Annotated in this window: 22 protein-coding genes; 9 read left to right on the top strand and 13 right to left on the bottom strand. The window is 68.2% G+C overall.

Annotation, left to right across the window (positions count from 1 at the left end):
• Positions 1-212: 212 nt before the first annotated feature.
• The gene (locus C2U31_RS03345; protein WP_233772803.1) at positions 213-1,319 is read left to right on the top strand and encodes a glycosyltransferase; all 1,107 of its coding nucleotides are present in this window, start codon (positions 213-215) and stop codon (positions 1,317-1,319) included.
• A gap of 24 nt (positions 1,320-1,343) precedes the next feature.
• Here the strand turns inward: C2U31_RS03345 and C2U31_RS03340 are convergent, their stop codons facing one another.
• The 4 genes from C2U31_RS03340 to C2U31_RS03325 all read right to left on the bottom strand — a co-directional run bounded on the left by C2U31_RS03340 (position 1,344) and on the right by C2U31_RS03325 (position 4,782).
• Positions 1,344-1,808 (bottom strand): HIT family protein, encoded by a 465-nt coding sequence (locus tag C2U31_RS03340; RefSeq protein WP_103271545.1) that lies wholly within the window; start codon positions 1,806-1,808, stop codon positions 1,344-1,346.
• 49 nt (positions 1,809-1,857) lie between these two features.
• Positions 1,858-2,307, bottom strand: a complete 450-nt coding sequence (locus C2U31_RS03335; RefSeq protein WP_103271544.1) for a GNAT family N-acetyltransferase — start codon at positions 2,305-2,307, stop codon at positions 1,858-1,860.
• A gap of 22 nt (positions 2,308-2,329) precedes the next feature.
• Complete coding sequence (gene pap, locus C2U31_RS03330) at positions 2,330-3,796, bottom strand: polyphosphate:AMP phosphotransferase (RefSeq protein ID WP_103271543.1); 1,467 nt, start codon at positions 3,794-3,796, stop codon at positions 2,330-2,332.
• Positions 3,797-3,918: 122 nt separating this feature from the next.
• Positions 3,919-4,782, bottom strand: a complete 864-nt coding sequence (locus C2U31_RS03325; protein WP_103271542.1) for an MBL fold metallo-hydrolase — start codon at positions 4,780-4,782, stop codon at positions 3,919-3,921.
• Positions 4,783-4,932: 150 nt separating this feature from the next.
• On the opposite strand from C2U31_RS03325, the gene C2U31_RS03320 reads away from it, so the two are divergent.
• From C2U31_RS03320 to C2U31_RS03300, 5 genes are read left to right on the top strand one after another with little or no spacing between them, the layout of a single operon-like run.
• On the top strand, positions 4,933-5,283 hold the full coding sequence (locus C2U31_RS03320; RefSeq protein ID WP_103271541.1) for a helix-turn-helix transcriptional regulator: 351 nt from the start codon (positions 4,933-4,935) through the stop codon (positions 5,281-5,283).
• Entirely contained in the window at positions 5,280-5,711 is a 432-nt protein-coding gene (locus tag C2U31_RS03315) for a YeeE/YedE family protein (RefSeq protein ID WP_103271540.1), read from the top strand. The genes C2U31_RS03320 and C2U31_RS03315 overlap by 4 nt, the downstream gene beginning before the upstream one ends.
• A 1-nt stretch (position 5,712) precedes the next feature.
• Positions 5,713-6,135, top strand: coding sequence for a YeeE/YedE family protein (locus tag C2U31_RS03310; RefSeq protein WP_103271539.1), 423 nt, complete (start codon positions 5,713-5,715; stop codon positions 6,133-6,135).
• A gap of 31 nt (positions 6,136-6,166) precedes the next feature.
• Positions 6,167-7,405, top strand: a complete 1,239-nt coding sequence (locus C2U31_RS03305) for an FAD/NAD(P)-binding oxidoreductase (RefSeq protein ID WP_103271538.1) — start codon at positions 6,167-6,169, stop codon at positions 7,403-7,405.
• A 14-nt stretch (positions 7,406-7,419) separates the two neighbouring features.
• Complete coding sequence (locus C2U31_RS03300; RefSeq protein WP_103271537.1) at positions 7,420-8,235, top strand: sulfite exporter TauE/SafE family protein; 816 nt, start codon at positions 7,420-7,422, stop codon at positions 8,233-8,235.
• A gap of 38 nt (positions 8,236-8,273) precedes the next feature.
• Here C2U31_RS03300 and C2U31_RS03295 read toward each other — a convergent pair whose 3' ends face one another.
• From C2U31_RS03295 to C2U31_RS03265, 7 genes are all read right to left on the bottom strand, one after another.
• Entirely contained in the window at positions 8,274-9,542 is a 1,269-nt protein-coding gene (locus C2U31_RS03295; RefSeq protein WP_103271536.1) for a phenylacetate--CoA ligase family protein, read from the bottom strand.
• A gap of 86 nt (positions 9,543-9,628) precedes the next feature.
• Positions 9,629-10,474: an ABC transporter ATP-binding protein gene (locus C2U31_RS03290; protein WP_103271535.1), complete on the bottom strand. Its 846-nt coding sequence runs from the start codon at positions 10,472-10,474 to the stop codon at positions 9,629-9,631.
• A 278-nt stretch (positions 10,475-10,752) separates the two neighbouring features.
• Positions 10,753-12,093: an ABC transporter substrate-binding protein gene (locus C2U31_RS03285; protein ID WP_103271534.1), complete on the bottom strand. Its 1,341-nt coding sequence runs from the start codon at positions 12,091-12,093 to the stop codon at positions 10,753-10,755.
• Between the two features lie 164 nt (positions 12,094-12,257).
• Positions 12,258-13,322 carry a branched-chain amino acid ABC transporter permease gene (locus C2U31_RS03280; RefSeq protein WP_103271533.1) on the bottom strand — a complete coding sequence of 355 codons (1,065 nt, stop codon included), beginning with the start codon at positions 13,320-13,322 and terminating at the stop codon, positions 12,258-12,260.
• Between the two features lie 292 nt (positions 13,323-13,614).
• Complete coding sequence (locus tag C2U31_RS03275; protein ID WP_103271532.1) at positions 13,615-14,544, bottom strand: branched-chain amino acid ABC transporter permease; 930 nt, start codon at positions 14,542-14,544, stop codon at positions 13,615-13,617.
• Positions 14,545-14,554: 10 nt separating this feature from the next.
• The gene (locus tag C2U31_RS03270) at positions 14,555-15,352 is read right to left on the bottom strand and encodes an ABC transporter ATP-binding protein (RefSeq protein ID WP_103271531.1); all 798 of its coding nucleotides are present in this window, start codon (positions 15,350-15,352) and stop codon (positions 14,555-14,557) included.
• Between the two features lie 11 nt (positions 15,353-15,363).
• Entirely contained in the window at positions 15,364-17,340 is a 1,977-nt protein-coding gene (locus C2U31_RS03265; RefSeq protein ID WP_103271530.1) for a long-chain fatty acid--CoA ligase, read from the bottom strand.
• Positions 17,341-17,504: 164 nt separating this feature from the next.
• Here C2U31_RS03265 and C2U31_RS03260 point away from each other — a divergent pair, with 164 nt between their 5' ends.
• The 3 genes from C2U31_RS03260 to C2U31_RS03250 all read left to right on the top strand — a co-directional run bounded on the left by C2U31_RS03260 (position 17,505) and on the right by C2U31_RS03250 (position 19,457).
• A complete protein-coding gene (locus tag C2U31_RS03260; protein ID WP_103271529.1) occupies positions 17,505-18,212 on the top strand; it encodes a Crp/Fnr family transcriptional regulator in 708 nt (235 codons plus the stop codon).
• A 147-nt stretch (positions 18,213-18,359) separates the two neighbouring features.
• Positions 18,360-18,836, top strand: a complete 477-nt coding sequence (locus tag C2U31_RS03255; RefSeq protein WP_103271528.1) for a MarR family winged helix-turn-helix transcriptional regulator — start codon at positions 18,360-18,362, stop codon at positions 18,834-18,836.
• Positions 18,837-19,031: 195 nt separating this feature from the next.
• Positions 19,032-19,457 (top strand): organic hydroperoxide resistance protein, encoded by a 426-nt coding sequence (locus C2U31_RS03250; RefSeq protein ID WP_103276239.1) that lies wholly within the window; start codon positions 19,032-19,034, stop codon positions 19,455-19,457.
• A 288-nt stretch (positions 19,458-19,745) separates the two neighbouring features.
• On the opposite strand, the gene C2U31_RS03245 is transcribed toward C2U31_RS03250, so the two are convergent.
• The gene (locus tag C2U31_RS03245) at positions 19,746-20,468 is read right to left on the bottom strand and encodes an ABC transporter ATP-binding protein (protein ID WP_103271527.1); all 723 of its coding nucleotides are present in this window, start codon (positions 20,466-20,468) and stop codon (positions 19,746-19,748) included.
• A gap of 19 nt (positions 20,469-20,487) precedes the next feature.
• A complete protein-coding gene (locus tag C2U31_RS03240) occupies positions 20,488-22,410 on the bottom strand; it encodes an ATP-binding cassette domain-containing protein (RefSeq protein WP_103271526.1) in 1,923 nt (640 codons plus the stop codon).
• Position 22,411: the final 1 nt, after the last annotated feature.

Genomic DNA, 22,411 nt, shown 5'->3' with positions numbered 1-22,411 from the left:
TCGAGGCGCTGGGCGACGGCGAGCCGGGGCTGGCGATGCTGGAGCCGGAAGAGATCCGTTATCTGGAGGCTTACCTGTTGTGGCAGGGACGACGCTGGAGCGACGCGGAGGACGGGATCGACGCCGGCCCTGGCGAGGCGAGCGCGTTCGATCCGTTCAGCGGTCAGGCGCGGACCCGCGCTTGCGTGGCCGAATCCGCCGGCCTTTCCGGCCTGCGCATCCTGCACACCGAGGCGGCCACCTCGTTCGGCGGGCAGGAGTTCTGCATCTACAAGGAGATGGTGGCGATGCGCGAGCGCGGCCATCACCTGGAGGCCGTGTGCCAGCCCCAGGCCGAGCTGGGCGGCCGGCTGCGCGAGGCGGGCTTCAAGGTCCACAACCTGCTGATGGACGGGCCTGTGAATTTCCTGCGCGGCGTGTCGGCGCTGCGACGGGTGCTGCGCGGCGGGCGCTTCGATGTGCTGAACACGCACAGCCGGCGCGACACCGTGCTGGCGTCCATCGGCGCGCGGCTGGCCGGCACGCCGCTGATCGTGCGCACGCGCCACCTGGCCAAGCCGATCAACTCACTGTACGCCTATACCTGGCTGGCGCACCGCGTGATCGCCGTCAGCCGCTATGTGCGCGGCCAGTTGCTGGAAGGCGGCGCGCGGCCCGAGGCGGTCGAGGTGATCCATTCGCCGGTGTCCCTGCCGCCGGACCGGCCGGGCGCCTGCCTGCGCCGCGAGTTGTCGATTCCGCCGGAGGCCAAGGTGGTGGGCTGCGTGGCGGTGATGCGGGCGGAAAAAGGGCATGAGGATCTGATCGAGGCCTTCAGCCGGGTGTCTCGCCGCCATGCCGACGCGCATCTGGTGTTGGTGGGCGATGGCATGCCGCTGGCGGAGCAGTTGCGCGAGCGCGTGCGCGCGCTGGGACAGGCGCTGGCGCGGCGCATCCATTTCGCGGGACGGCGCAAGGATGTGGGCACGGCGTTGCGGGCCTTCGACGTGTTCGCGCTGCCGACGCGGCGAGAGGCCTTCGGCACGGTGTTCGTGGAGGCCGCCGCGATGGGGCTGCCGGTGATCGGCACGCAGGTGGGCGGCGTGCCCGAAACCATGATGCCGGGCCGCAGCGGCCTGCTGGTGCCGCCGAATGATCCGGGCGCGCTGGCGCAGGCGCTGGACCTGCTGCTGGGCGACGCGGCGCTGCGCCGCCGCATGGGCGAGGCGGGCCGGGCGCGCGTGCGCGACCTGGGCCTGTTCACGCCGGCGCGCGTGGCGCAGGACGTGGAAAACGTCTACCACCGCTGGCTGAGCGAACGGCGCGGGACGGCGGCGTAGCGTCGCGCTGACGCTACCCTTGGTTCAATGCCAGAGCAGCGCGTTCATGGCCTCGACCAGGCGGTCGCGGTAGCGCGGTAGCTGCGCCTGCGTGCGCGCCAGCCGGGCCTTCAGCTCGGCAGGCTCGGCGCCCTTGGCGACGCGGGCCGGGGCCCAGATCGGGTCGGGGAAATGGCGGTCGCCGCGCCAGCGCGGGATCACGTGCCAGTGCAGGTGCGGCACCATGTTGCCCAGCGAGGCCAGGTTGATCTTGTCGGGCGACAGGATGGCCTGCTGGGTTTCCTCGACCACGTACACGGCCTTCATCAGCAGCTCGCGGCCATGCGCCGACAGGCTGGTCATCTCGGCCAGGTGGCCGTTCCAGATCACGCGGGTGAAGCCGGGGTAGTCGGGGTCGTTGACCTCGATGACGCGCAGGTGCGGGCCGCGCCACAGCAGCGCGCCGCCGTCTTCCTGGCACAGCGGACAGTCGGGGTCGCGGGCGCTCACGGGGTTTTCCTCCGGATCGTGGCCGGGATGCGTGGGACGCGAATGCGGGTCACGGCAGCACCTTGCGATATTGGATGAAGCCGGAACGGTCGGCGATGCGGTCGTACAGCTGCATGGCGGTGGCGTTGGTCTCGTGGGTCAGCCAGTACACGCGCGCGGCATTGTTGGCGGCGGCCTGGGCATAGACGTGTTCGATCAGCTTGCGGCCTGCGCCGGTGCCGCGCGCCTCGGGCGTCACGTACAGGTCCTGCAGATAGCAATAGTCGCCGGCGGTCCAGGTGGAGCGGTGGAAGATCCAGTGGACCATGCCGATGGCCTTGCCGCCGTCGTAGGCCAGCGCCACGTGCATGGGCTCGGCCGGATCGAGCAGGCGATCCCAGGTGTTGCGCGTGACGGCGTCGGCGATGTCGACGCGGTAGAAGTCCTGGTAGCCCTTCCACAGCGGCAGCCAGACATCGAAGTCGGCGGCGGTGGCGGGGCGGATTTCCGTGGTGCTCATGGGCAATGCCTCCGGTTGCGGATCAGCGTGGGTTTTCCAGTGCCTCGACGATGTGGCGCAGCACCTGCAGGCGGGCGTAGCGCTTGTCGTTGGCCGATACCAGGTGCCAGGGCGCGTGGGCCACGTCGGTGCGCGTCAGCATCTCGTTGGTGGCGGCGGCGTATTCCTTCCACTTGTCGCGGTTGCGCCAGTCGTCGGGCGTGATCTTGAAGTTCTTGAACGGCGATTTCTCGCGTTCCTTGAAGCGTTCGAGCTGCACGTCGGGCGTGACCGCCAGCCAGAATTTCAGCACCAGCGCGCCGCTGCCCGACAGCTGTTCCTCGAAGTCGTTGATCTCGGCATAGGCGCGACGCCAGTCGGCGGGGCGGGCCAGCTTCTCGACGCGCTCGACCAGCACGCGACCGTACCAGGAGCGGTCGAAGATGGCGATGCGGCCCCGGCGCGGCAGCTGGCGCCAGAAGCGCCACAGATAGGGGCGCGAAAGCTCATAGCTGTTGGGCGCGGCGACGGGCGTGATGTCGAACTGGCGCGCGTCCAGCGCATGCGTGACGCGGCGGATCGCGCCGCCCTTGCCGGCAGCGTCCTGGCCCTCGAACACCAGCACCAGCGAGCGGTCCTGGAATTTCTTCGAACGCGCGGCGCGGGCCAGCCGGCCTTGCAGCAGGCCGAGTTCGGACTCGTAGTCCTCGCGGTCGATGCGGGCCTCGTAGTCGAGCTGGCCGAGCCGGTCGATGATGCGCGCCGGCCCGGAGTGCGCCACGAAGCTGGGCGGGATGCGCGGCACGCTGCGCTGGCGCATGGCGGCCAGCACGGCCTCGGCGGTGCGCGCGGCGCGCAGCTGCTCGTCGGCGCTGGGGATCACGACCCAGGGCGCGTGGCCGCTGTCGGTGTGGTTGATGACGATCTGTCCGCCGTTGCGCAGGCGGTCGTATTTCTTGTGCACCTTCAGGTCGGCGGGGCTGACCTGCCACGAGGTCTCAGGGCTGCTCAGCAGGCGCTCGGCGCGCGCCTTCTGCGCCTGGGCGGACAGGTGGAACCACAGCTTGACGATCTGCACGCCCTCGGCGGCCAGCATGGCCTCGAAGCGGCGGATGGCGGCGGACAGGGCTTCGATGGTGTCCTGGTTGGGCCGCTTGCGCGAGGTCTCGCGCAGAAGCTGCGCGTACCAGGAACCGAACACGATGCCGGTGCTGCCCTTGGCGGGCAGGTCCTTCCAGTAGCGCCACAGCCAGGGGCGTTCCAGCTCCTCGCCTTCGGGCGGGCCGTAGGCCAGCGTCTTGATGTGGCGCGGGTCCATCCACTCGTTGAGCAGGTTGACCGTGGCGCCCTTGCCGGCGCCGTCGATGCCGGCGACCACCACCAGCAGGGATTTTTCCGCCTTCTGCAGGCGCTGGTACTGCGCGTTCAGCAGGGCGACGCGCAGGCGCGCCTCGATGGGCTTGAAGGCTTCTTTGGACAGGCTGGGGTCGGCTTCGGCTTCGGCGAACATGGCTGGGGTCCGCGGCGGGCGGACAGAGGCGTATCGATCGGGCGATCTTGCGGGATATCCCCGCCGCGCGCAAGTGCGCGCGACGCCGGATCCGGGCCGCGCGCCTGCCGTGGGCGCCGGTCTCAGAGCGAGTCGACCGGGATCTTCAGGTAGCGCACGCCGTTGTCTTCGGCCGGCGGGAAATGGCCGGCGCGGATGTTGACCTGGATGGCCGGCAGGATCAGCGTGGGCATGCCCAGCGTGGCGTCGCGCCGGGTGCGCATGGCGACGAATTCGTCTTCGCTGACGCCGTCGCGCACGTGGATGTTGGCCTGGCGCTGCTCGGCCACCGTGGTCTGCCAGCGCGCCTCGCGTCCCGCCGGCGGATAGTCGTGGCACATGTACAGGCGCGTGGCGGCGGGCAGGTCCAGCAGCCGCCGGATGGAGCGGTACAGCTGGCGCGCGTCGCCGCCGGGGAAGTCGCAGCGCGCCGTGCCCACGTCCGGCATGAACAGCGTGTCGCCGACGAAGGCGGCGTCGCCCACCAGGTAGGCCATGTCGGCCGGCGTGTGGCCGGGCACGTGGATGGCGGTGGCCTCCAGCGCGCCAATGCGGAAGGTCTCGCCGTCGGCGAACAGGCGGCCGAACTGCGAGCCGTCCAGCGCGAAGCCCGGCTCCAGGTTGAAGATGCGCTTGAACACGCCCTGCACGGCGCGGATGGCGCCGCCGATGGCGATGACGCCGCCCAGCTGCTTCTGCAGGTAGGGGGCGGCCGAGAGATGGTCGGCGTGGGCGTGGGTCTCCAGCAGCCAGTCGGTCCGCAGGCCATGCTGGCGCACGTACTCGATCACGCGGTCGGCGCCGGCGGTGCTGGTGCGGCCGGACTTGGGGTCGTAGTCCAGCACCGAATCGATGATGGCGCAGGCGCCGCCCGGCGTGTCTTCATGGACCACATAGGTGACGGTGGCGGTGACCGGATCGAAGAAGGCCTGGGTGATGGCGGGCATGGCGGACGCTCTGACGGGCCGCGCGGGCGGACCGGGATGGGAACGAAGCACCGGGACGGCGCTTCAATTTATATTTTTCAATAATATTGTTTGATAGTTTATTAGTCAATATAATGATCAAACTCTGCGCTACCGATTGACCCTCGTCAAATGAATGCTTCCCTGACCCAATGCGAAGTCGCCGTGCTGCGCGAATCCGCCTCCCAGGCCTGCGCGCTGCTCAAGGCGCTGGCCAACGAAGACCGCCTGCTGCTGCTGTGCCAGCTGGTCGGCCATGAACGCAACGTGGGCGAACTGGAGGCGCTGACCGGCATCCGCCAGCCCACCCTGTCGCAACAGCTGGGCGTGCTGCGTGACGAGGGTCTGGTGGCGACGCGCCGAGACGGCAAATACGTCTACTACCAGATGGCCAGCTTCGAGGTCAGCCAGGTGATGAAAACCTTGTCCAGCCTGTACTGCGGCAAGGCCATGGACGCCTTGCACCAGGAATCGCAATCATGACTCTGGACTGGAGTGTCTTCACGCCGGGACCGGCTGCCGCCGGCGGCCTGCTGATCGGCGCGGCCGCCGTGCTGCTGATGCTGGGGGCCGGGCGCATCGCCGGCATCAGCGGCATCGTCGGCAATTTGCTGCCGCCCGCGCCGGGCGGCGGCTGGCGGCTCGCGTTCCTGCTGGGCCTGTGCGCGTCCCCCTGGTTCTATCAACTGTACGCGGCCTTGCCGCCCGCCACGATCGAGGCCGGGCCGCTGCGCCTGGTCGTCGCCGGCCTGCTGGTCGGGCTGGGCACGCGCTATGCCTCGGGCTGCACCAGCGGCCACGGCGTCTGCGGGCTGTCGCGCGGTTCGCGTCGCTCGCTGGCGGCCACCGCGCTGTTCATGGGGGCGGGCTTCGCCGTCGTCTACGTGATGCGCCACGTGCTGGGGGCCTGACATGAAAATCGCCAGCGCCCTGCTCGCGGGATTGCTGTTCGGCCTGGGGCTGATCGTGTCCGGCATGGCCGACCCGGCCAAGGTGCTGGGTTTTCTGGACCTGGCCGGCGCCTGGGATCCGTCGCTGGCCTTCGTGATGGCCGGCGCGGTGCTGGCGGCGAGCCTGGGCTATGCCTGGCTGCGGCGGCGCGGCCGCGCGCTGGACGGCGGGCCGCTGCACTGGCCGCCGCCCGCGCGCGTGGATGTTCGGCTGGCCGTCGGCAGCTTGGTGTTCGGCGCGGGCTGGGGGTTGGCCGGCTTCTGTCCCGGGCCGGCGCTGGTCAACGCCGCCGCCGGCCTGCCGCAGGCGCTGATCTTCGTGGCGGCCATGGTGGCCGGCATGGCGTTATTCTCGGCCTTCGAATACCTGAAGCACCGCCAATAAGGCCGCCAGCCGGCCGCCCAGGAGACAAACAATGCAGAAGACGGAGACGGCGCAGCGCGATTTCGACGTGGTGGTGGTGGGAGGCGGATCGGCGGGCATCGGCGTGACGGCCAGCCTGCTGCGGCGCCGCCCCGGCCTGCGCATCGCGGTGATCGAGCCCAGCGACAATCACTACTACCAGCCTGCGTGGACGCTGGTCGGCGGCGGCGCGTTCGATGTCGCCAAGACCGTGCGTCCGACGCAGGCGGTGATGCCCGCGCGCGCGACCTGGCTGCGCGCCGCCGTGGCCGGCTTCGAGCCCGAATCCGACACCGTGCGCCTGGCCGATGGCCGCGCCGTCAGCTATCGCCAGCTGATCGTATGCCCGGGACTGCGGCTGGCCTGGGACAAGGTCGAGGGCCTGTCCGACACGCTGGGCAAGCACGGCGTCAGCTCCAACTATCGCTATGACCTGGCGCCCTATACCTGGGAGCTGGTGCGCGGTTTCCAGGGCGGCCAGGCGCTGTTCACCCAGCCCGCCATGCCGATCAAATGCGCCGGCGCGCCGCAGAAGGCCATGTACCTGGCCTGCGACCACTGGCTGCGCACCGGCGTGCTGGGCCGCGCCCAGGTCCAGTTCGACCTGGCCGGCGCGGCGCTGTTCGGCGTGCCGACCTTCGTGCCGCCGCTGATGCGCTATGTCGAGCGCTACGGCATCGCGCTGAACTTCAATTCCACGCTGGTGGCGGTGGACGGCCCGGCGCGCAAGGCCTGGTTCGACGTGAAGAACGCCGAGGGCCAGGTCAGCCGCGTGGAAAAGGACTTCGACATGCTGCACGCGGTGCCGCCGCAATTGCCGCATGACTTCGTGCGCAACAGCCCGCTGGCCGACGCCGCCGGCTGGTGCGAGGTGGATCCGGCCACGCTGCGCCATCCGCGCTACGCCAACGTCTTCGGCCTGGGCGACACCATCAGCGCCAGCAACGCCAAGACGGCGGCCGCCGCGCGCAAGCAGATCGTGGCGGTGGCCGAGAACCTGATCGCCTGCCTGGACGGCTATGCCATGCCGGTGAAGTACGACGGCTACGGCTCCTGCCCGCTGACGGTCGAGCGCGGCCGCATCGTGCTGGCCGAGTTCGGCTACGGCGGCAAGCTGCTGCCCACCTTCCCGCTGGATCCGACCGTGCCGCGCAAGAGCGCGTGGTTCCTCAAGGCCACGCTGCTGCCGTGGATCTATTGGAACGGCATGCTCAAGGGCCGCGAGTGGCTGGCCCGGCCGTTGGGCAACTGAAAGGCGGGGCAGGCATGGAAGCGGTATTGGCCGTCAGCGCGGCGCTGGGCGCCTGCGTGGGCCTGATCCTGGGTTTGACCGGCGCGGGCGGCGCCATCATGGCGGTGCCGCTGCTGGTGTTCGGCCTGCATCTGCAAGTGGCGCAGGCCGCGCCGATCGCGTTGCTGGCGGTGGGCCTGGCGGCCGCGCTGGGCGCGGCGCTGGGGCTGCGCGCGGGCAAGGTGCGCTACCGCGCGGCGGGTTTCATCGCGGCCACCGGCATCGTGGTGTCGCCGCTGGGCCTGTGGGCCGCGCGACGGCTGCCGAACGCGCCGCTGGCCGTGATCTTCGCGGGCGTGCTGGGCTGGGTGGCCTGGCGCATGTGGCGCGGCGGCCAGCCCGCCGCCGCCGAAGCGCCGGCGCATTGCCCGCCCTGCCTGCTCAACGCCGACACCGGCCGCTTGCGCTGGACCGCGCCCTGCGCGCGGGCGCTGGGCGGCACCGGCGTGGCGGCGGGCTTTCTGTCGGGCCTGCTGGGCGTGGGGGGCGGCTTCGTGATCGTGCCGGCGCTGCGCCGCGCCACCGACCTGCCCATGCAGGCCATCGTGGCCACGTCGCTGGCGGTGATCGCGCTGGTGTCGACCAGCGGCGTGATCGCGGCGGCGGCCGGCGGGCACCTGGAATGGCGCATCGCGCTGCCTTTCACGCTGGCGGCCGTCGCCGGCATGCTGGCCGGGCGCGCGGTGGCCGATCGTTTTCCGCCGAGACGGTTGCAGCAGAGCTTCGCGCTGTTCGCCGCCGTGGTGGCGGCGGCCATGCTGGTCAAGGGGCTGAGCGGGCTGGCGGGCTGAGGCGTCCGGGGGACGTCAGCGCCCGCCGCCGGACGCGCCTATTCGTAGGTCCGCACGTCGTCGATGACCTTGCCGTCGTTGGGCAGGCCGCCCGCGTCCACCCATTCCACGTCGCCGCGCAGCTTGGTCACGTCGCGCAGCGAGTCGGCGATGCGCTTGGCCAGGTCCTCGCCGCGCACGCGCGATTCGGTCTTGAGCACCATGCGGTCGGCGCCGGTGGTGCCGCTGATGACCAGGCGCGCGCGCAGGATTTCCGGATGGCGGCGCAGCACGTCGGCCACCTGCGAGGGATGCACGAACATGCCGCGCACCTTGGTGGTCTGGTCGGCGCGGCCCATCCAGCCTCGGATGCGGGTGTTGGTGCGGCCGCAGGGCGACACGCCGGGCAGCACCGCCGACAGGTCGCCCGTGCCGAAGCGCACCAGCGGATAGTCCGGGTTCAGCGTGGTCACCACCACTTCGCCGACCTCGCCGTCGGGCACGGGCTCGCCGGTGCCGGGACGCACGATCTCGACGATGATGTCCTCGCCCAGCACCAGCCCCTGGCGCGCCGGCGTCTCGAACGCGATCATGCCCAGGTCGGCGCTGCCGTAGGCCTGGTAGCCCTCGATGCCGCGCGCGGCCAGCCAGTCGCGCAGCGACGGCGGGAAGGCTTCGCCCGAGACCAGCGCGCGCCGCAGCGAGTCCAGCCGCACGCCGAGTTCGTCGGCCTTTTCCAGGATGATCTTCAGGAAGCTGGGCGTGCCGGTATAGCCGCTGGGCGCCAGGTCGGCGATGGCGCGCACCTGCTGCTCGGTCTGGCCGGTGCCGCCGGGAAAGACGGTGCAGCCCACGGCGTGCGCAGCGGTTTCCATCATGGAGCCGGCCGGCGTGAAGTGATAGGAAAAGCAGTTGTAGGCCAGCTCGCCGGCGCGGAAACCCGCCGCGTACAGCGCGCGGGCGAAGCGCCAGTAGTCGGCGCGCGCGCTTTCCGGTTCATAGATCGGGCCGGGTGAGGCGAACACGCGCAACGCCTCCCCCCAGCCGATGGCCGAGAAGCCGCCGAAGGCCTTGACCGGCCCGGCGGGCGCGGCGGCGTCGTCGCGGCTGTGTTGCTGGCGTTCCAGCAGCTCGTGCTTGCGCAGCACCGGCAGCCGGGCCAGCGCCGCGCGCGAATCGACCGTGGCGGGATCGACGCCGCGCAGCTGCTCGGCAATGGCCGGCGAGCGCGCCATCGCGTGGGCGATGGCGCCGGGCAGGGCGGCCATCAGCTCGCGCTCGCGTTGCTCGGGCGCTCGTGTTTCCAGGACATCGAAAAACTCGGACATGGGATCGCACCCTCTCGTGTTCCGTACTGCGGTGTCGTTGCCGGCGGCGCCGGGATGCGCCCGGCAGCCGCCTTGTGGGGGTATCGCTAGGCCAGCCAGCGCTTGCGGCGGCGATAGAACTTGTTGTCGCGGAAGCTCTTGCGCTCGCCGCTGGAAATGCCCAGGTAGAACTCCTTGACGTCCTCGTTCTGCGCCAGGTCGGCGGCGGCGCCATCCATCATGACGCGGCCGTTTTCCAGGATGTAGCCGTAGTCGGCGTAGCGCAGCGCGATGTTGGTGTTCTGCTCGGCCAGCAGGAAGCTGACGCGCTCGCGCTGGTTCAGGTCGCGCACGATTTCGAAGATCTCTTCCACGATCTGCGGCGCCAGCCCCATGGACGGCTCGTCCAGCAGGATCATGTTGGGATTGGCCATCAGCGCGCGGCCGATGGCGGTCATCTGCTGCTCGCCGCCCGAGGTGTAGCCGGCCTGGCTGGCGCGGCGCTGCTTCAGGCGCGGGAAATACTGGTACACCCGCTCCAGCGCGGCGGCGGTGTCGCCACGGCTCATGCTGCGCGTATAGGCGCCGGTGAGCAGGTTCTCTTCGATGGTCAGGTGGGCGAAGCAGTGCCGGCCTTCCATCACCTGCACCACGCCGCGCTTGACCAGCTCGGCGGGCGACAGCTTCTCGATGCGCTGGTCGCGGTACTGGATATGACCCTTGGTCACATCGCCGCGCTCGCCCTTGAGCAGGTTGGAAATGGCGCGCAGGGTCGTGGTCTTGCCCGCGCCATTGGCGCCCAGCAGCGCCACGATGCGGCCTTCCGGCACCTGCAGGGACACGCCCTTGAGCACCAGGATGACGTGGTTGTAGATCACCTCGATGCCGTTCACGTCGAGCAGCACCTTGGGCGTGTCCGCGGCGGCGGCGTTGGCAGTATTGGCGGCGGTCATGATCGTTCCTGCTGCGTGGTGGCGGCCGCCCCTTGTAGGGCGGGCCGCCGGTTCATACGAAAGCTGCAAAGTCGTTGTGTACACATCCGGCCGCGTGCGGCCGGAATCAACACGGGCACTGCGAAACTGGAAAGCCGTCCGACAGCAGGACCCCCATGGAGACAACCCGGCACGTTCAACAGGTGCTCCACAATCGGGGCCGCCGCGGATCCGGCTTTGCCGGTCCGCGCCCGCGGCGCCCCCTTGGGGGGGAGGCGCCGTAGGCGCTTCGGGGGGATTTACCCTTCACACTTTCTCGGGGTGATGTTCTTTTCCTTGGCGTACTTCGCCGCGGCTTCCGTCACCATCGGGTCCAGGATGGTCTTGTCGGCCTGGTACCAGTCCGAGACCACCTTGAACTTCGCGCCGTCCCACTGCACGATGCGGGCCCAGTCATCACCCTTGTGATTGGTGCACGAGGTCTTGACCGGACGCATGATCTGGCCGAAGCCCAACTGGTTCAGCCGTTCCTGGGTCAGGTTCAGGTTCTCGAAGCCCCAGCGCACCTGGTCCGGCGTGAGCGCCTTGCCCTTGCCGAACTTTTCCTGCGCGGTGCGGATCGCCTCGACCTGCATCATCGAGATCATCATGCCGCGCGTGTGGGCGATGGTGCCCAGCGTGGTGTTGCCCGACTTGTCGGAGCCCTGGCCCTTGTCGTAGACGTGCTTCTTCAGATCGTCATAGACCTTGTCGTGTTCGGCGCCGCTGTTGTGGATGGTGATGGCGTTGTAGCCCTTGGCGACTTCGCCCAGGTCCTTCACGTCGCCCTCCGAGCCGGCCCACCAGATCGCGTACATCTTGTCGCGCGGATAGCCGCTGGCCTGGGCTTCGCGGATGGCGGTCGGCGTCATGATGCCGGCGCTCCACAGCAGCACGTAGGCGGGACGCGCCTGGCGGATCTGCAGCCAGGTGGACTTCTGTTCCACGCCCGGCGCGGTCACCGGATACAGCAGCAGCTCGAAGCCTTCCTTGGCCGCGCGCTTCTGCAAGAGCGGAATCGGTTCCTTGCCATACGGCGAGTCGTGGTAGACCAGGGCGATCTTCTTGCCCTTGAGCTTGGCCATGCCGCCTTCTTTCTTGGCGATGTCCTGGATCATCACGTCGGCGGCGGTCCAGTAGGTGCCCAGCAGCGGGAAGTTCCACTCGAACACGCTGCCGTCGACCGACTGCGACAGGCCGTAGCCCATGGTCTCGACCGGCACCTTGTCGACGATGGCCTTGTCGCTGACCGCGAAGGTGATGCCGGTGGATTGCGTGTCGAAGCCCGATGCGCCCGTGCCCTTGCTCTTCAGGCGTTCATAGCATTCGACGCCACGGTCGGTGGCGTAGGCGGTCTCGCACTCTTCGTACGTGATCTTGACGCCGTTGACGCCGCCGTCGCGTTCATTGACCAGCTTCAGGTAGTCCAGCTTGCCGTCGGCCCAGGGGATGCCCAGGGGCGCGAAGGAACCCGTGCGGTACACCAGCAGCGGAACGAACTGCTCTTCCGCCGCCATCGCGGGGGTGGCCACGGCGCCGACGGCGCCGGCCGCGGCCATCACGGCCGCCGCCAACTTCAGGTTAAGACGCTTCATCTCCATTTACCTCCTGCGTGGTGCTTGGGGCGTAGACCCTGGGACACCGGGATTGGCCCGGTCTGGAGCCGGGTATTCAGGCTGCCTCGGCGCGGGCTCATGGCGCCGCGCCGGGCAATGATCAATACAGACGTAATGCGATACCTGCGATGTCGCAGCGGATCCCGCCCCTAGTGGGGGAAGGGCCAGATGCGCAGTTTCTCCTTGCCGATGCTCCACAGCCGCGCCAGCCCGTGCGGCTCGGCGATGAGGAAGAACACGATCAGCGCCCCGAACACCATGTGCTCGACGTGGGCGGCGGTGTCCACCGACAGCGGCAGGCCCAGCATGTGCGGGATGTTGCTCAGCGCCACCGGCACCAGCACGATGAAGGCCGCGCCGAAGAAGCTGCCGATGATCGAGCCCAGGCCGCCGATGATGACCATGAACAGCAGCTGGAACGAGCGGCTCAGGTCGAAGGCCAGCGGTTCCCAGGAGCCCAGGTGGATGTAGCCCCACAGCGCGCCGGCCACGCCGACGATGAAGGAGCTGACGGCGAAGGCGGTGAGCTTGGCGTACATCGGCCGGATGCCGATGACGGAAGCGGCCACGTCCATGTCGCGGATCGCCATCCACTGGCGGCCGATGGCGCCGCGCACCAGGTTCTTGGCCAGCAGGCTGAACACCGCCACCAGGATCAGCACGAACAGGTACTTTTCCATGGCGCTCTGCACCGGCAGGCCGAAGGCGGTCAGCTGCGGCACCGAGACGTTGCCCGAGGACGAGTAGTTGGTGAAGAACGGGATGCGCAGGAAGGCCCAGTCCACGAAGAACTGCGCCGCCAGCGTGGCCACCGCCAGGTACAGGCCGCGTATGCGCAGGCTGGGAATGCCGAAGATCACGCCCACGATGGTGGCGAAGCAGCCGCCCAGCAGGATCTGCACGATCAGCGGCATGCCGGGAAAGCGCACGCCGAAGTTCCAGGCCGCGTACGCGCCCACCGCCATGAAGGCGCCGGTGCCCAGCGAGATCTGGCCGCAGTAGCCCACCAGGATGTTCAGGCCCACGGCGGCCAGCGACAGGATCAGGAAGGGAATGAGGATGGCGCGCAGCAGGTAGTCGCTGGCCAGCGCCGGGACGGCGATGAAGGCGACCGCCAGCAGCAGCCAGATGAAGATGCGGTCCTGGCGGATCGGGAAGATCTGCTGGTCGGCGCGATAGCTGGTCTTGAATTGGCCGTTTTCGCGGTAGAACATGGTTTCTTATCCTCTGCCAGTCGGCCAGGGCCTGTTTACACAAAAAGGAGCCTCGCACAGGCGGGAAATCGGGAGGCAGGCTAGGCGCGGACGCCGCCGCGTGGCTGTGCCACGCAAGGTGGCCGCAACGACGCATGGCGCCCGATTTCCCGCCTGCCCGGAGGGTGAGCACCCAAAGGCGCGCCTCTCTGCGTTGCGAATGCTCGCCGTGGTGTCGCCACGACTGCGCTTCGCGCCTTGATAATCACGCCTTTGGGTGCTCATGCGAGGCTCCTTTTTGTGTAAACAGGCCCTAGACGCGGTCGATGATCTTCTCGCCGAACAGCCCTTGCGGACGGAACAGCAGGAACACCAGCGCCAGCACATAGGCGAACCAGATTTCGATGCCGCCGCCCACCAGCGACCCCAGGTAGACCTCGGACAGCTTCTCGCCCACGCCGATGATCAGGCCACCCAGGATGGCGCCCGGCACGGACGTCAGGCCGCCCAGGATCACCACCGGCAGCGCCCGCAGCGCGGCCGTGGACAGCGTGAACTGCACGCCGAACTTCGAGCCCCAGATAATGCCGGCCACCAGCGCCACCAGGCCGGCCACGCTCCACACAATGACCCAGATGCGGTTCAGCGGGATGCCGATGGACTGCGCGGCCTGGTGATCATCGGCCACCGCGCGCAGCGCGCGGCCGGTGGAGGTGAACTGGAAGAACAGCGCCAGCGCCGCTACCAGCAGCGCGGCGATGACCGCCGCCGTCAGATCCTCAAGGTTGATCAGCAGGCCGCCCTCGAACATCGAGTCCAGGATCATCAGCGGATCCTTGGGCATGCCCACGTTGATCGAGTACACCGAGCTGCCGAAGGTGATCTGGCCCAGGCCGTCCAGGAAGTAGCTGATGCCCAGCGTGGCCATCAGCAGCGTGGTGGCTTCCTGGTTGACCAGGTGGCGCAGCACGAAGCGCTCGATGGCGACGGCCAGCAGGAACATGACCGCCGCGCTGGCGATGAAGGCCAGCACGTTGGCCAGGATCATGTTGTCAAAGCCCAGCCAGCGCGGGAACCACTCCGAGAAGCGGGCCATGGATAGCGCGGCCACCAGCACCATCGCGCCCTGCGCGAAGTTGAAGACGCCGGACGCCTTGAAGATCAGCACGAAGCCCAGGCCGATCAGCGCGTACAGCATGCCGCTCATCAGGCCGCCGAATAAGGTCTCTAGAAAAAATCCCATGATTTCCGCCTCAGTGCGACACGCCCAGATAGGCTCTGATTACATCTTCGTTGGCCCGGACCTCATCCGGCTTGCCGTCGCCGATCTTCTTGCCGTAGTCCAGCACCACGACGCGGTCGGAGATGTCCATGACCACGCCCATGTCGTGCTCGATCAGCACGATGGTGGTGCCGAACTCGTCGTTGACGTCGAGGATGAAGCGGCTCATGTCCTGCTTTTCCTCGATGTTCATGCCGGCCATCGGTTCGTCCAGCAGCAGCAGGCGCGGTTCCATCGCCAGCGCCCGGCCCAGGTCCACGCGCTTTTGCAGGCCGTAGGGCAGGCGGCCCACCGGCGTCTTGCGAAAGGCCTGGATCTCCAGGAAGTCGATGATGTTCTCGACGAACTCGCGGTGCTGGATCTCTTCGCGCTCGGCCCGGCCCAGGCGGAAGGCCTGGGACAGCAGCCCGCACTTCATGCGCAGGTTGCGGCCGGTCATGATGTTGTCCAGCACGCTCATGCCCTTGAACAGCGCCAGGTTCTGGAAGGTGCGGGCGATGCCCATCTCGGCGGCGCGGCGCGGGTTCATGCGCGAGAAGCGCTCGCCCCGGAACGAGATGCCGCCCTGCTGCGGCGTGTAGACGCCGTTGATGACGTTGAGCATCGAGCTTTTGCCGGCGCCGTTGGGGCCGATGATGGCGCGGATCTCGTGCTCGCGCACATTGAAGGAGATGTCCGTCAGCGCTTTCACGCCGCCAAAGGACAGGGAAATGTTCTGCATGTCCAGCATCACGTCGCCGATGCGCTGGTCGCGGTCGATGTCGCTCATGTGTCTGACCTTCAGGCGGCTCGGGCGGTGACGGGGGGGAATTTCTTGACCGGACGGATCTTCAGGTCGGCCGAGATCCTGCCGACGCGCCCGTCCTCGAATTTCACTTCGGTCTCGATGAACTGCGACGGCTTGCCGTCGAACAGCGCGTCGATCAGCACGCCGTACTTCTGCGCGATGAAGGCGCGGCGCACCTTGCGGGTGCGGGTCAGTTCGTCGTCGTCCGGGTCCAGCTCCTTGTGCAGGATCAGGAAGCGGCTGACCTGCGAGGCGCACAGCTTGGGATCGCTGGCCAGGTCGGCGTTGACCTGCTCGACGCAGTCGGCGATCAATTGGTAGACCTCGTCCTTGCTGGCCAGGTCGGTGTAGCCGGCGTAAGGCATGCCGCGACGCTCGGCCCAGTTGCCGACGGCTTCCAGGTCGATGTTGATGAAGGCGCAGACGTCCTCGCGGCCGGCGCCGAAGGCCACCGCTTCCTTGATGTGCGGGAAGAACTTGAGCTTGTTCTCGATGTACTTGGGCGCGAACAGGCTGCCGTCGGCGAGCTTGCCCACGTCCTTGGCGCGGTCGATGATCTTGAGCTGGCCGTCGGTGTCCAGGTAGCCGGCGTCGCCGGTGCGGAACCAGCCGTCGCTGCTGTGCGCTTCCTCGGTGGCGGCGCTGTTGCGGTAGTACTCCTTGAACAGGCCGGGGCTCTTGACCAGGATCTCGCCGTTGTCGGCCACGCGGATCTCCACGCCGGCCACGGGCGGGCCGACGGTGTCGTCGCGCACCTGGCCGTCGGGCTGCACGCAGACGAACACGGAGGTCTCGGTGGAACCGTACAGCTGCTTCAGGTTGATGCCGATGGAGCGGTAGAACACGAACAGGTCCGGGCCGATGGCCTCGCCCGCCGTGTAGGCCACGCGCACGCGGCTCATGCCCAGCGCGTTGCGCAGCGGGCCGTAGATCAGCGCGTTGCCCAGCGCGTAGCGCAGCCGGTCCCACAGGCCGACGGATTCGCCGTCCAGAATCCGGGTGCCGACGCGGCGCGCCAGCTTCATGCAGGCATGGAACAGCTTACGCTTGACGACGCCGGCGTCTTCCATGCGGATCATCACATGCGTCAGCAGCCCTTCCAGCACGCGCGGCGGCGCGAAGTAATAGGTGGGGCCGATGTCGCGCATGTCGATGGAGACGGTGTCGGGCGACTCGGGATGGTTGACCGTGAAGCCCGTGACCAGCAGCTGCGTGTACGAGAACATGTTCTGGCCGATCCAGGCCGGCGGCAGGTAGGCCAGCACGTCTTCGCGGTCGGTCAGCTGCTCCATGTCGGACACGGCGCGGGCGCGGTCGATCAGGGCGTGGTGCGTGAGCACCACGCCCTTGGGCTTGCCGGTGGTGCCGGACGTGTAGAACATGGCCGCCGGATCATGCGGCTTGACGGCCGCGACGGCGCGGGCGAAGAAGTCGGGGTGCTGCGCGGCGTATTCCTGGCCCAGCGCTTCCAGCTGCTCGTAGGACATCAGCATGGGGTCGGCGTAGTGGCGCAGGCCGCGCGGATCGTCGTACACCACGCGCTGCAATGCCGGGCACTGTTCGCGCACCTCCAGCATCTTGTCGACCTGTTCCTGATCCTCGACCACGGCGACGCTGACTTCGGCGTCCTGCAGCACATAGACCATTTCCTGCGCGACGGCGTCCTGGTACAGCGGCACCGGAATCGCGCCCAGCGATTGCGCGGCCATCATGGCCATGTAGAGACGCGGGCGGTTCTCGCCGATGACGGCCACGTGCATGCCGGGCCGGATGCCGGAAGCGGCCAGGCCGTGCGCGACCTGGCGCACGTGCTCGGCGACCTGCGACCAGGTCAGCGTCTGCCAGATGCCGAGGTCTTTTTCCCGTATCGCGGGCCGTGTCCCGCGTTGCTGTGCATGCGCGAGCAGCAGCGCCGGGAAAGTGTCCGACGCGGCCGGCATCGATGCGGATGCGGGCGAAGAATGTGCCACGTTGTCTCCTCCGGTTTGGGCGCAAGGGCCGGATGCCGAGTAGGCGACCGGGGCAGAGCGCTTGACCAGTTGGTTTTAGATTTACGGCAGGAGTTAAGGTATAAGGTTGGGTTGCCGCCAACTGTCACCATCGCGACATTCAAGGAACTTTTAGGGTATTCCCGATGCAGCTATCCGACTCCCTGCAACTCGCCGCGGCCTGGTTCCGCGTGCTCGACGACGAGCAGAAGTTGCGGGTCGAGCGGGACCTTACCGTGCAGCAGGCGAGCGCCGGATCGATCATAGAGCGCAAGGGCGAACTCGCCCAGGCCTGGATCGGCGTGCTGGGCGGCCTGGTGAAAGTGTCGGTGGGCAATGCCGAGGGCAAGGTCGCCTCGCTGACCGGCGTGCCGGCCGGCGGCTGGATCGGCGAGGGCTCGCTGCTCAAGCGCGAAGTCCGCAAATATGACATCGTCGCGCTGCGCGATTCGGTGGTGGCGCGACTGCCGGCGGCGACGTTCGACTGGCTGTTGGACACCAGCATCCCGTTCAACCGTTATCTGCTGCATCAATTGAACGAGCGCGTGGCGCAGTTCATCGGCAAGGCCGAGTACGACCGCCTGCTGGATCCGGACGCGCGCGTGGCGCGTTGCCTGGCCGAGCTGTTCAACCCGCTGCTGTACCCGGGCATGGGCATGCGGCTGGCCATCACCCAGGAAGAGGTCGGCTATCTGGCGCGCGTGTCGCGCCAGCGCGCCAACCAGGCCTTGCGCAAGCTGGAAGAGGCGGGGCTGCTGAGCGTGGAATATGGTGCGGTGCGGGTGTTGGACCTGGATGGCCTGAAGCAGTACGGTTCGGACCGCGAGGCGGTCGAGGGCGAGACTGCGGCGTGAGGCGACGGCGCCGGCTGGCGGTGGCAGGCTGAAGCGGCTTCGGGGTTGGTTGCAGGCGAGGCCCGCGCCGCGATGCGCCGGACGATGAAAAGGAAAATGACGCGGACGGGTGTTGACATTAAATAGTGCGCTATTTAATATTGCGCCATGAAATCCCGATCCAAGTCCCTCGCCAAGCCGGCCAAAGGCGCGTTCAACCCGCTGCTGCTCGACAGCCAGCTGTGTTTCGCGCTGTATTCGACTTCGCTGGCGATGAACAAGGTCTACCGCAAGCTGCTCGGCGGGCTGGACCTGACCTATCCCCAGTACCTGGTCATGCTGGTGCTGTGGGAAGGCGACGGGATCACGGTCACGGACATCGGCGAACGCCTGTTCCTGGATTCCGCCACGCTGACGCCGCTGCTCAAGCGGCTGGAAGCGGCAGGGCTGGTGAGCCGCACGCGCGCCCAGGCCGACGAGCGCCAGGTGATCGTGGCGCTGACGCGCCAGGGCCGCGAGCTGCGCGAGCGCGCCGAGGCCGTGCCGCATGCGATCGCCGCCGCCGCGCAATGCTCGCTGGACGAGGCGCAGGACACGATGCGGGCGCTGCACGGCCTGCGCGAGAAGCTGGTCGCCAGCCTGTGATGACGTTGCAGTGAAAGGGAGGTACAACAGGTGTTCGATTTCGTTTTATAAGTAGTGCACGATATAGTCGTTTACTACTGATTTGATCGCGCCAGGCCGCCAGAACGGGCCGGCGCCTTGCGGTCCAGGCAGTGCTCCGCCGATGTGGAATCCTTCCCCGGCGGCTTCGTTTTCCACTTGAACAGGGAATCCATCATGTCCATCGAAAAAGTCCTCTACCGTGCCAGCGCCACCGCCACCGGAGGCCGCGAAGGCCGCGGCGTCAGCGACGACGGCGCGCTCGACGTCAAGCTGACCACCCCGCGCGAGCTGGGCGGCGCCGGCAACGCCGGCACCAACCCCGAGCAGCTGTTCGCCGTGGGCTACTCGGCCTGCTTCCTGGGCGCGATGAAGTTCGTCGGCGGCCGCGACAAGATCGCCATTCCGTCGGACGTGTCGGTCAACGGCGTCGTGGGCATCGGCCCCATCCCGACCGGCTTCGGCATCGAAGTCGAGCTGAAGATCTCGCTGCCGGGCATGGACCGCGCCCAGGCCGAAAAGCTGGTGGCCGCCGCCCACATCGTCTGCCCGTACTCGAACGCCACGCGCGGCAACATCGACGTGACGCTCACGATCGTCTAAGCGCCGCAACCACGAAAAGAGGGCGGATCCCGCAAGGGATCCGCCCTTTGCACGCGCAGCGTGCCCGTCAGCGCAAGTAGATGCGCTTCAAGAAAGTAGGCACGCCCCAATCCGGCAAGCCCGTCCCAAGCGAGGCCACGCGGAGCCGGCTTTGCCGGTCCGCAGTGGCGCCCCCTTGAGGGGGGAGCGCGCAGCGCTCGGGGGTGGGGCCGTCCTTACGCGGAGCCGGCTTCGCCGGTCCGCAGTGGCGCCCCCCTGGGGGGGAAGCGCGCAGCGCTTCGGGGGGGGTCAATGACTTCCGCCGAGATAGGCCGCAACCACGGCCGGATCATGCTTGAGCTTGTCCGCCGAGCCATGCACCGAGATGCGCCCGTTCTCCAGCACATACCCGTAATCGGCCACGTTGAGCGCGGCGGCGGCGAACTGTTCCACCAGCAGCATGGTCACGCCCTCGTCCTTCAGGCGCGCGATGATGCGGAACACTTCCTCCACCAGGATGGGCGCCAGGCCCATGGACGGCTCGTCCAGCAGCACCAGCTCCGGGTTCAGCATGACGGCGCGGGCCATGGCCAGCATCTGCTGTTCGCCGCCGGACAGCGTGCCCGCCAGCTGCTCGCGCCGTTCCTTCAGGCGCGGAAACAGGTCCATGGCGCGGCCCAGGTCGGCCTGCACGTCGCCCTTGGGGCGGCTGCCGGTCAGGCGCGGAAAGGCGCCCAGCAGCAGGTTGTCGGTGACCGACAGCGTCGGGAACACACGCCGGCCTTCCGGCGAGTGCGCCAGTCCCAGCCGCGCGATGCGGTGCGATTCCAGCCCGTCGATGCGCTTGCCGCCCAGCGTGACCTCGCCCGCGGTGGGGCGGATCATGCCGGACAGGGCGCGCATGGTGGTGGTCTTGCCGGCGCCGTTGGAGCCGATCAGCGTGACCACCTTGGCCTTGGGCACTTCCATGCTGATGCCGTGCAGCACCTTGACCTTGCCGTAGCCCGCTTCCAGATTCTTGATCGATAGCATCTCGTGTGTCCCCTTGGCGTCAAGCGGTCGCGCCGCCCAGATACGCCTCGATGACCTTGGCGTTGCTCTGCACTTCATTGGGCAGGCCCTCGGCGATCTTCTGGCCGAAGTCCAGCACGGACACGGTGTCGCACACGCCCATGACCACGTCCATGTGGTGCTCGATCAGGATCAGCGTGACGCCGTGGTCGCGGACCTTGCGGATGATGGCCAGCAGCTCGACGATGTCGGGCGCGGTCAGGCCGGCGGCCGGCTCGTCCAGCAGCAGCAGCTGCGGGTCCAGCGCCAGGGCTCGGGCGATTTCCAGCAGGCGCTGCTTGCCGTAGGGCAGGTTGCGCGCTTCTTCGCTGGCCAGGTCCTCCAGGCCGACGAACCCCAGCAGCGCCTGGGCGCGGGCCCGCGCGCGCTGTTCCTCGCGCTTCCAGCCGGGCGTGCGCAGCGCGATGCCGGCCAGCCCGGTGTTGAAGGTATGGTGCAGGCCCACCAGCACGTTTTCCAGCGCCGTCATCTCGCCGAACAGCTGCACGTTCTGGAAGGTGCGGGCCACGCCGGAGGCGGCGATGTCGGCCGGCGCCAGGCCCACCAGCGACTTGCCGGAGAAGTCCACCGAGCCGGCCGTCGGCACGTAGATGCCGGTCAGCACGTTCATCATGGTGCTCTTGCCCGAGCCGTTGGGGCCGATCAGGCCGTGGATGGTGCCGCGCTTGACGGTCAGGTCCACCTGGTTCAGCGCCTTCAGGCCGCCGAATTGCATCAGTACGCCCTTGGCCGCGAGCAGGGTCTCGCCGTTGCCGCGCGCGGCGTCGGGCACGGCGTCCTGTTGCTTGACTAGGTCCTTCTTGACGGACAGCGCCGCGCGGCGGCCGGAGAAGAACAGGTTGCGCACGAAGCCGACGATGCCGTCGGGCAGGTAATAGACCACGAACAGGATCATGGCGCCGAAGATGGTCAGGCGCCAGTCGGTGACCGCGTCCAGCCAGTACGAGAACACTGCTAGCGCGATGGTGCCGATGACCGGCACGGCCAGCTTGCGCGCCTCGGTGCGGCCGCGCGCGACGGCCATGGCGCCGCCGACCGTCACCACGACGGCCACGCCCAGCGCGATCAGCCGGAAGGTGGCGATGTCGTCCAGCATCTTGGGCAGCAGCACGATGATGGCCGCGCCCAGCAGCGCGCCGGTGCGGCTCTTGCGCCCGCCCATGATGATGGCCAGCAGGAACAGGATGGTGAGTTCGAAGTTGTAGGTGTTGGGCGAGATGTACTGCTCGGAGTACGAGTACAGCGCCCCGGCCAGGCCGGCGAAGCCGGCGCTGATGACGAAGGCGAAAACCTTGTGCCGGTAGACCGACACGCCCATGCAGTCCGACGCGATCGGGCTGTCGCGCAGCGCCTCGAACGAGCGTCCCAGGTGCGACTTGAGGATGCGGTGCACCACGATCAGCGACAGCACCAGCAGCGCGGCGACCAGCCAGAAGTACTCGCTCTTGTTCAGCACGTGGCCGCCGATGGACGGCTTGGGGATCTTGATGCCCAGCGGTCCTTCGGTCAGGAAGGTCATTTCGTTGATGAGGATCTGGATGATGGTGCCGAAGGCCAGCGTCACCATCGCCAGGTACGGGCCGGTGACGCGCAGCGCCGGCAACGCCAGCACCGCGCCGAAGGCCGCCGCGATCAGGATGGCGGCCGGCAGCGTCAGCCAGATGGGCAGCTGCAGATGGAAGAACAGCACGCCGGCCACGTAGGAGCCGATGCCGAACAGGCCGGCATGGCCCAGCGAGACCTGGCCGGTGTAGCCCACCACGATATCGAGCCCGAACAGCAGGATCGCGTAGATCATGATGGTTTCGATCAGGTGCAGGTAATAGGTGTTGGTCACGCCCAGCGGCACGGCGGCCAGGCAGGCGACGGCGACGACGGACAGCAGCAGATGCAGGGGTTTCATC

Source organism: Achromobacter sp. AONIH1 (assembly GCF_002902905.1).
In the GTDB taxonomy this organism is placed as follows: Bacteria; Pseudomonadota; Gammaproteobacteria; order Burkholderiales; family Burkholderiaceae_B; genus Achromobacter.
The sequence above is the reverse complement of the archived record's forward strand: the minus strand, read 5'-3'. Positions and strand labels throughout refer to the sequence as shown.

What these genes read in the sequence shown, in the direction of transcription:
- C2U31_RS03300 (WP_103271537.1), top strand. Translation starts at nt 7,420, where the DNA reads ATGGAAGCGGTATTGGCCGTCAGCGCGGCGCTGGGCGCCTGCGTGGGC.
- C2U31_RS03260 (WP_103271529.1), top strand. Translation starts at nt 17,505, where the DNA reads ATGCAGCTATCCGACTCCCTGCAACTCGCCGCGGCCTGGTTCCGCGTG.
- C2U31_RS03295 (WP_103271536.1), bottom strand. Translation starts at nt 9,542, where the DNA reads ATGTCCGAGTTTTTCGATGTCCTGGAAACACGAGCGCCCGAGCAACGC.
- C2U31_RS03310 (WP_103271539.1), top strand. Translation starts at nt 5,713, where the DNA reads ATGAAAATCGCCAGCGCCCTGCTCGCGGGATTGCTGTTCGGCCTGGGG.
- C2U31_RS03255 (WP_103271528.1), top strand. Translation starts at nt 18,360, where the DNA reads ATGAAATCCCGATCCAAGTCCCTCGCCAAGCCGGCCAAAGGCGCGTTC.
- C2U31_RS03270 (WP_103271531.1), bottom strand. Translation starts at nt 15,352, where the DNA reads ATGAGCGACATCGACCGCGACCAGCGCATCGGCGACGTGATGCTGGAC.
- C2U31_RS03240 (WP_103271526.1), bottom strand. Translation starts at nt 22,410, where the DNA reads ATGAAACCCCTGCATCTGCTGCTGTCCGTCGTCGCCGTCGCCTGCCTG.
- C2U31_RS03320 (WP_103271541.1), top strand. Translation starts at nt 4,933, where the DNA reads ATGAATGCTTCCCTGACCCAATGCGAAGTCGCCGTGCTGCGCGAATCC.
- C2U31_RS03290 (WP_103271535.1), bottom strand. Translation starts at nt 10,474, where the DNA reads ATGACCGCCGCCAATACTGCCAACGCCGCCGCCGCGGACACGCCCAAG.
- C2U31_RS03325 (WP_103271542.1), bottom strand. Translation starts at nt 4,782, where the DNA reads ATGCCCGCCATCACCCAGGCCTTCTTCGATCCGGTCACCGCCACCGTC.
- C2U31_RS03275 (WP_103271532.1), bottom strand. Translation starts at nt 14,544, where the DNA reads ATGGGATTTTTTCTAGAGACCTTATTCGGCGGCCTGATGAGCGGCATG.
- C2U31_RS03335 (WP_103271544.1), bottom strand. Translation starts at nt 2,307, where the DNA reads ATGAGCACCACGGAAATCCGCCCCGCCACCGCCGCCGACTTCGATGTC.
- C2U31_RS03280 (WP_103271533.1), bottom strand. Translation starts at nt 13,322, where the DNA reads ATGTTCTACCGCGAAAACGGCCAATTCAAGACCAGCTATCGCGCCGAC.
- C2U31_RS03305 (WP_103271538.1), top strand. Translation starts at nt 6,167, where the DNA reads ATGCAGAAGACGGAGACGGCGCAGCGCGATTTCGACGTGGTGGTGGTG.
- C2U31_RS03250 (WP_103276239.1), top strand. Translation starts at nt 19,032, where the DNA reads ATGTCCATCGAAAAAGTCCTCTACCGTGCCAGCGCCACCGCCACCGGA.
- pap (WP_103271543.1), bottom strand. Translation starts at nt 3,796, where the DNA reads ATGTTCGCCGAAGCCGAAGCCGACCCCAGCCTGTCCAAAGAAGCCTTC.
- C2U31_RS03285 (WP_103271534.1), bottom strand. Translation starts at nt 12,093, where the DNA reads ATGGAGATGAAGCGTCTTAACCTGAAGTTGGCGGCGGCCGTGATGGCC.
- C2U31_RS03245 (WP_103271527.1), bottom strand. Translation starts at nt 20,468, where the DNA reads ATGCTATCGATCAAGAATCTGGAAGCGGGCTACGGCAAGGTCAAGGTG.
- C2U31_RS03315 (WP_103271540.1), top strand. Translation starts at nt 5,280, where the DNA reads ATGACTCTGGACTGGAGTGTCTTCACGCCGGGACCGGCTGCCGCCGGC.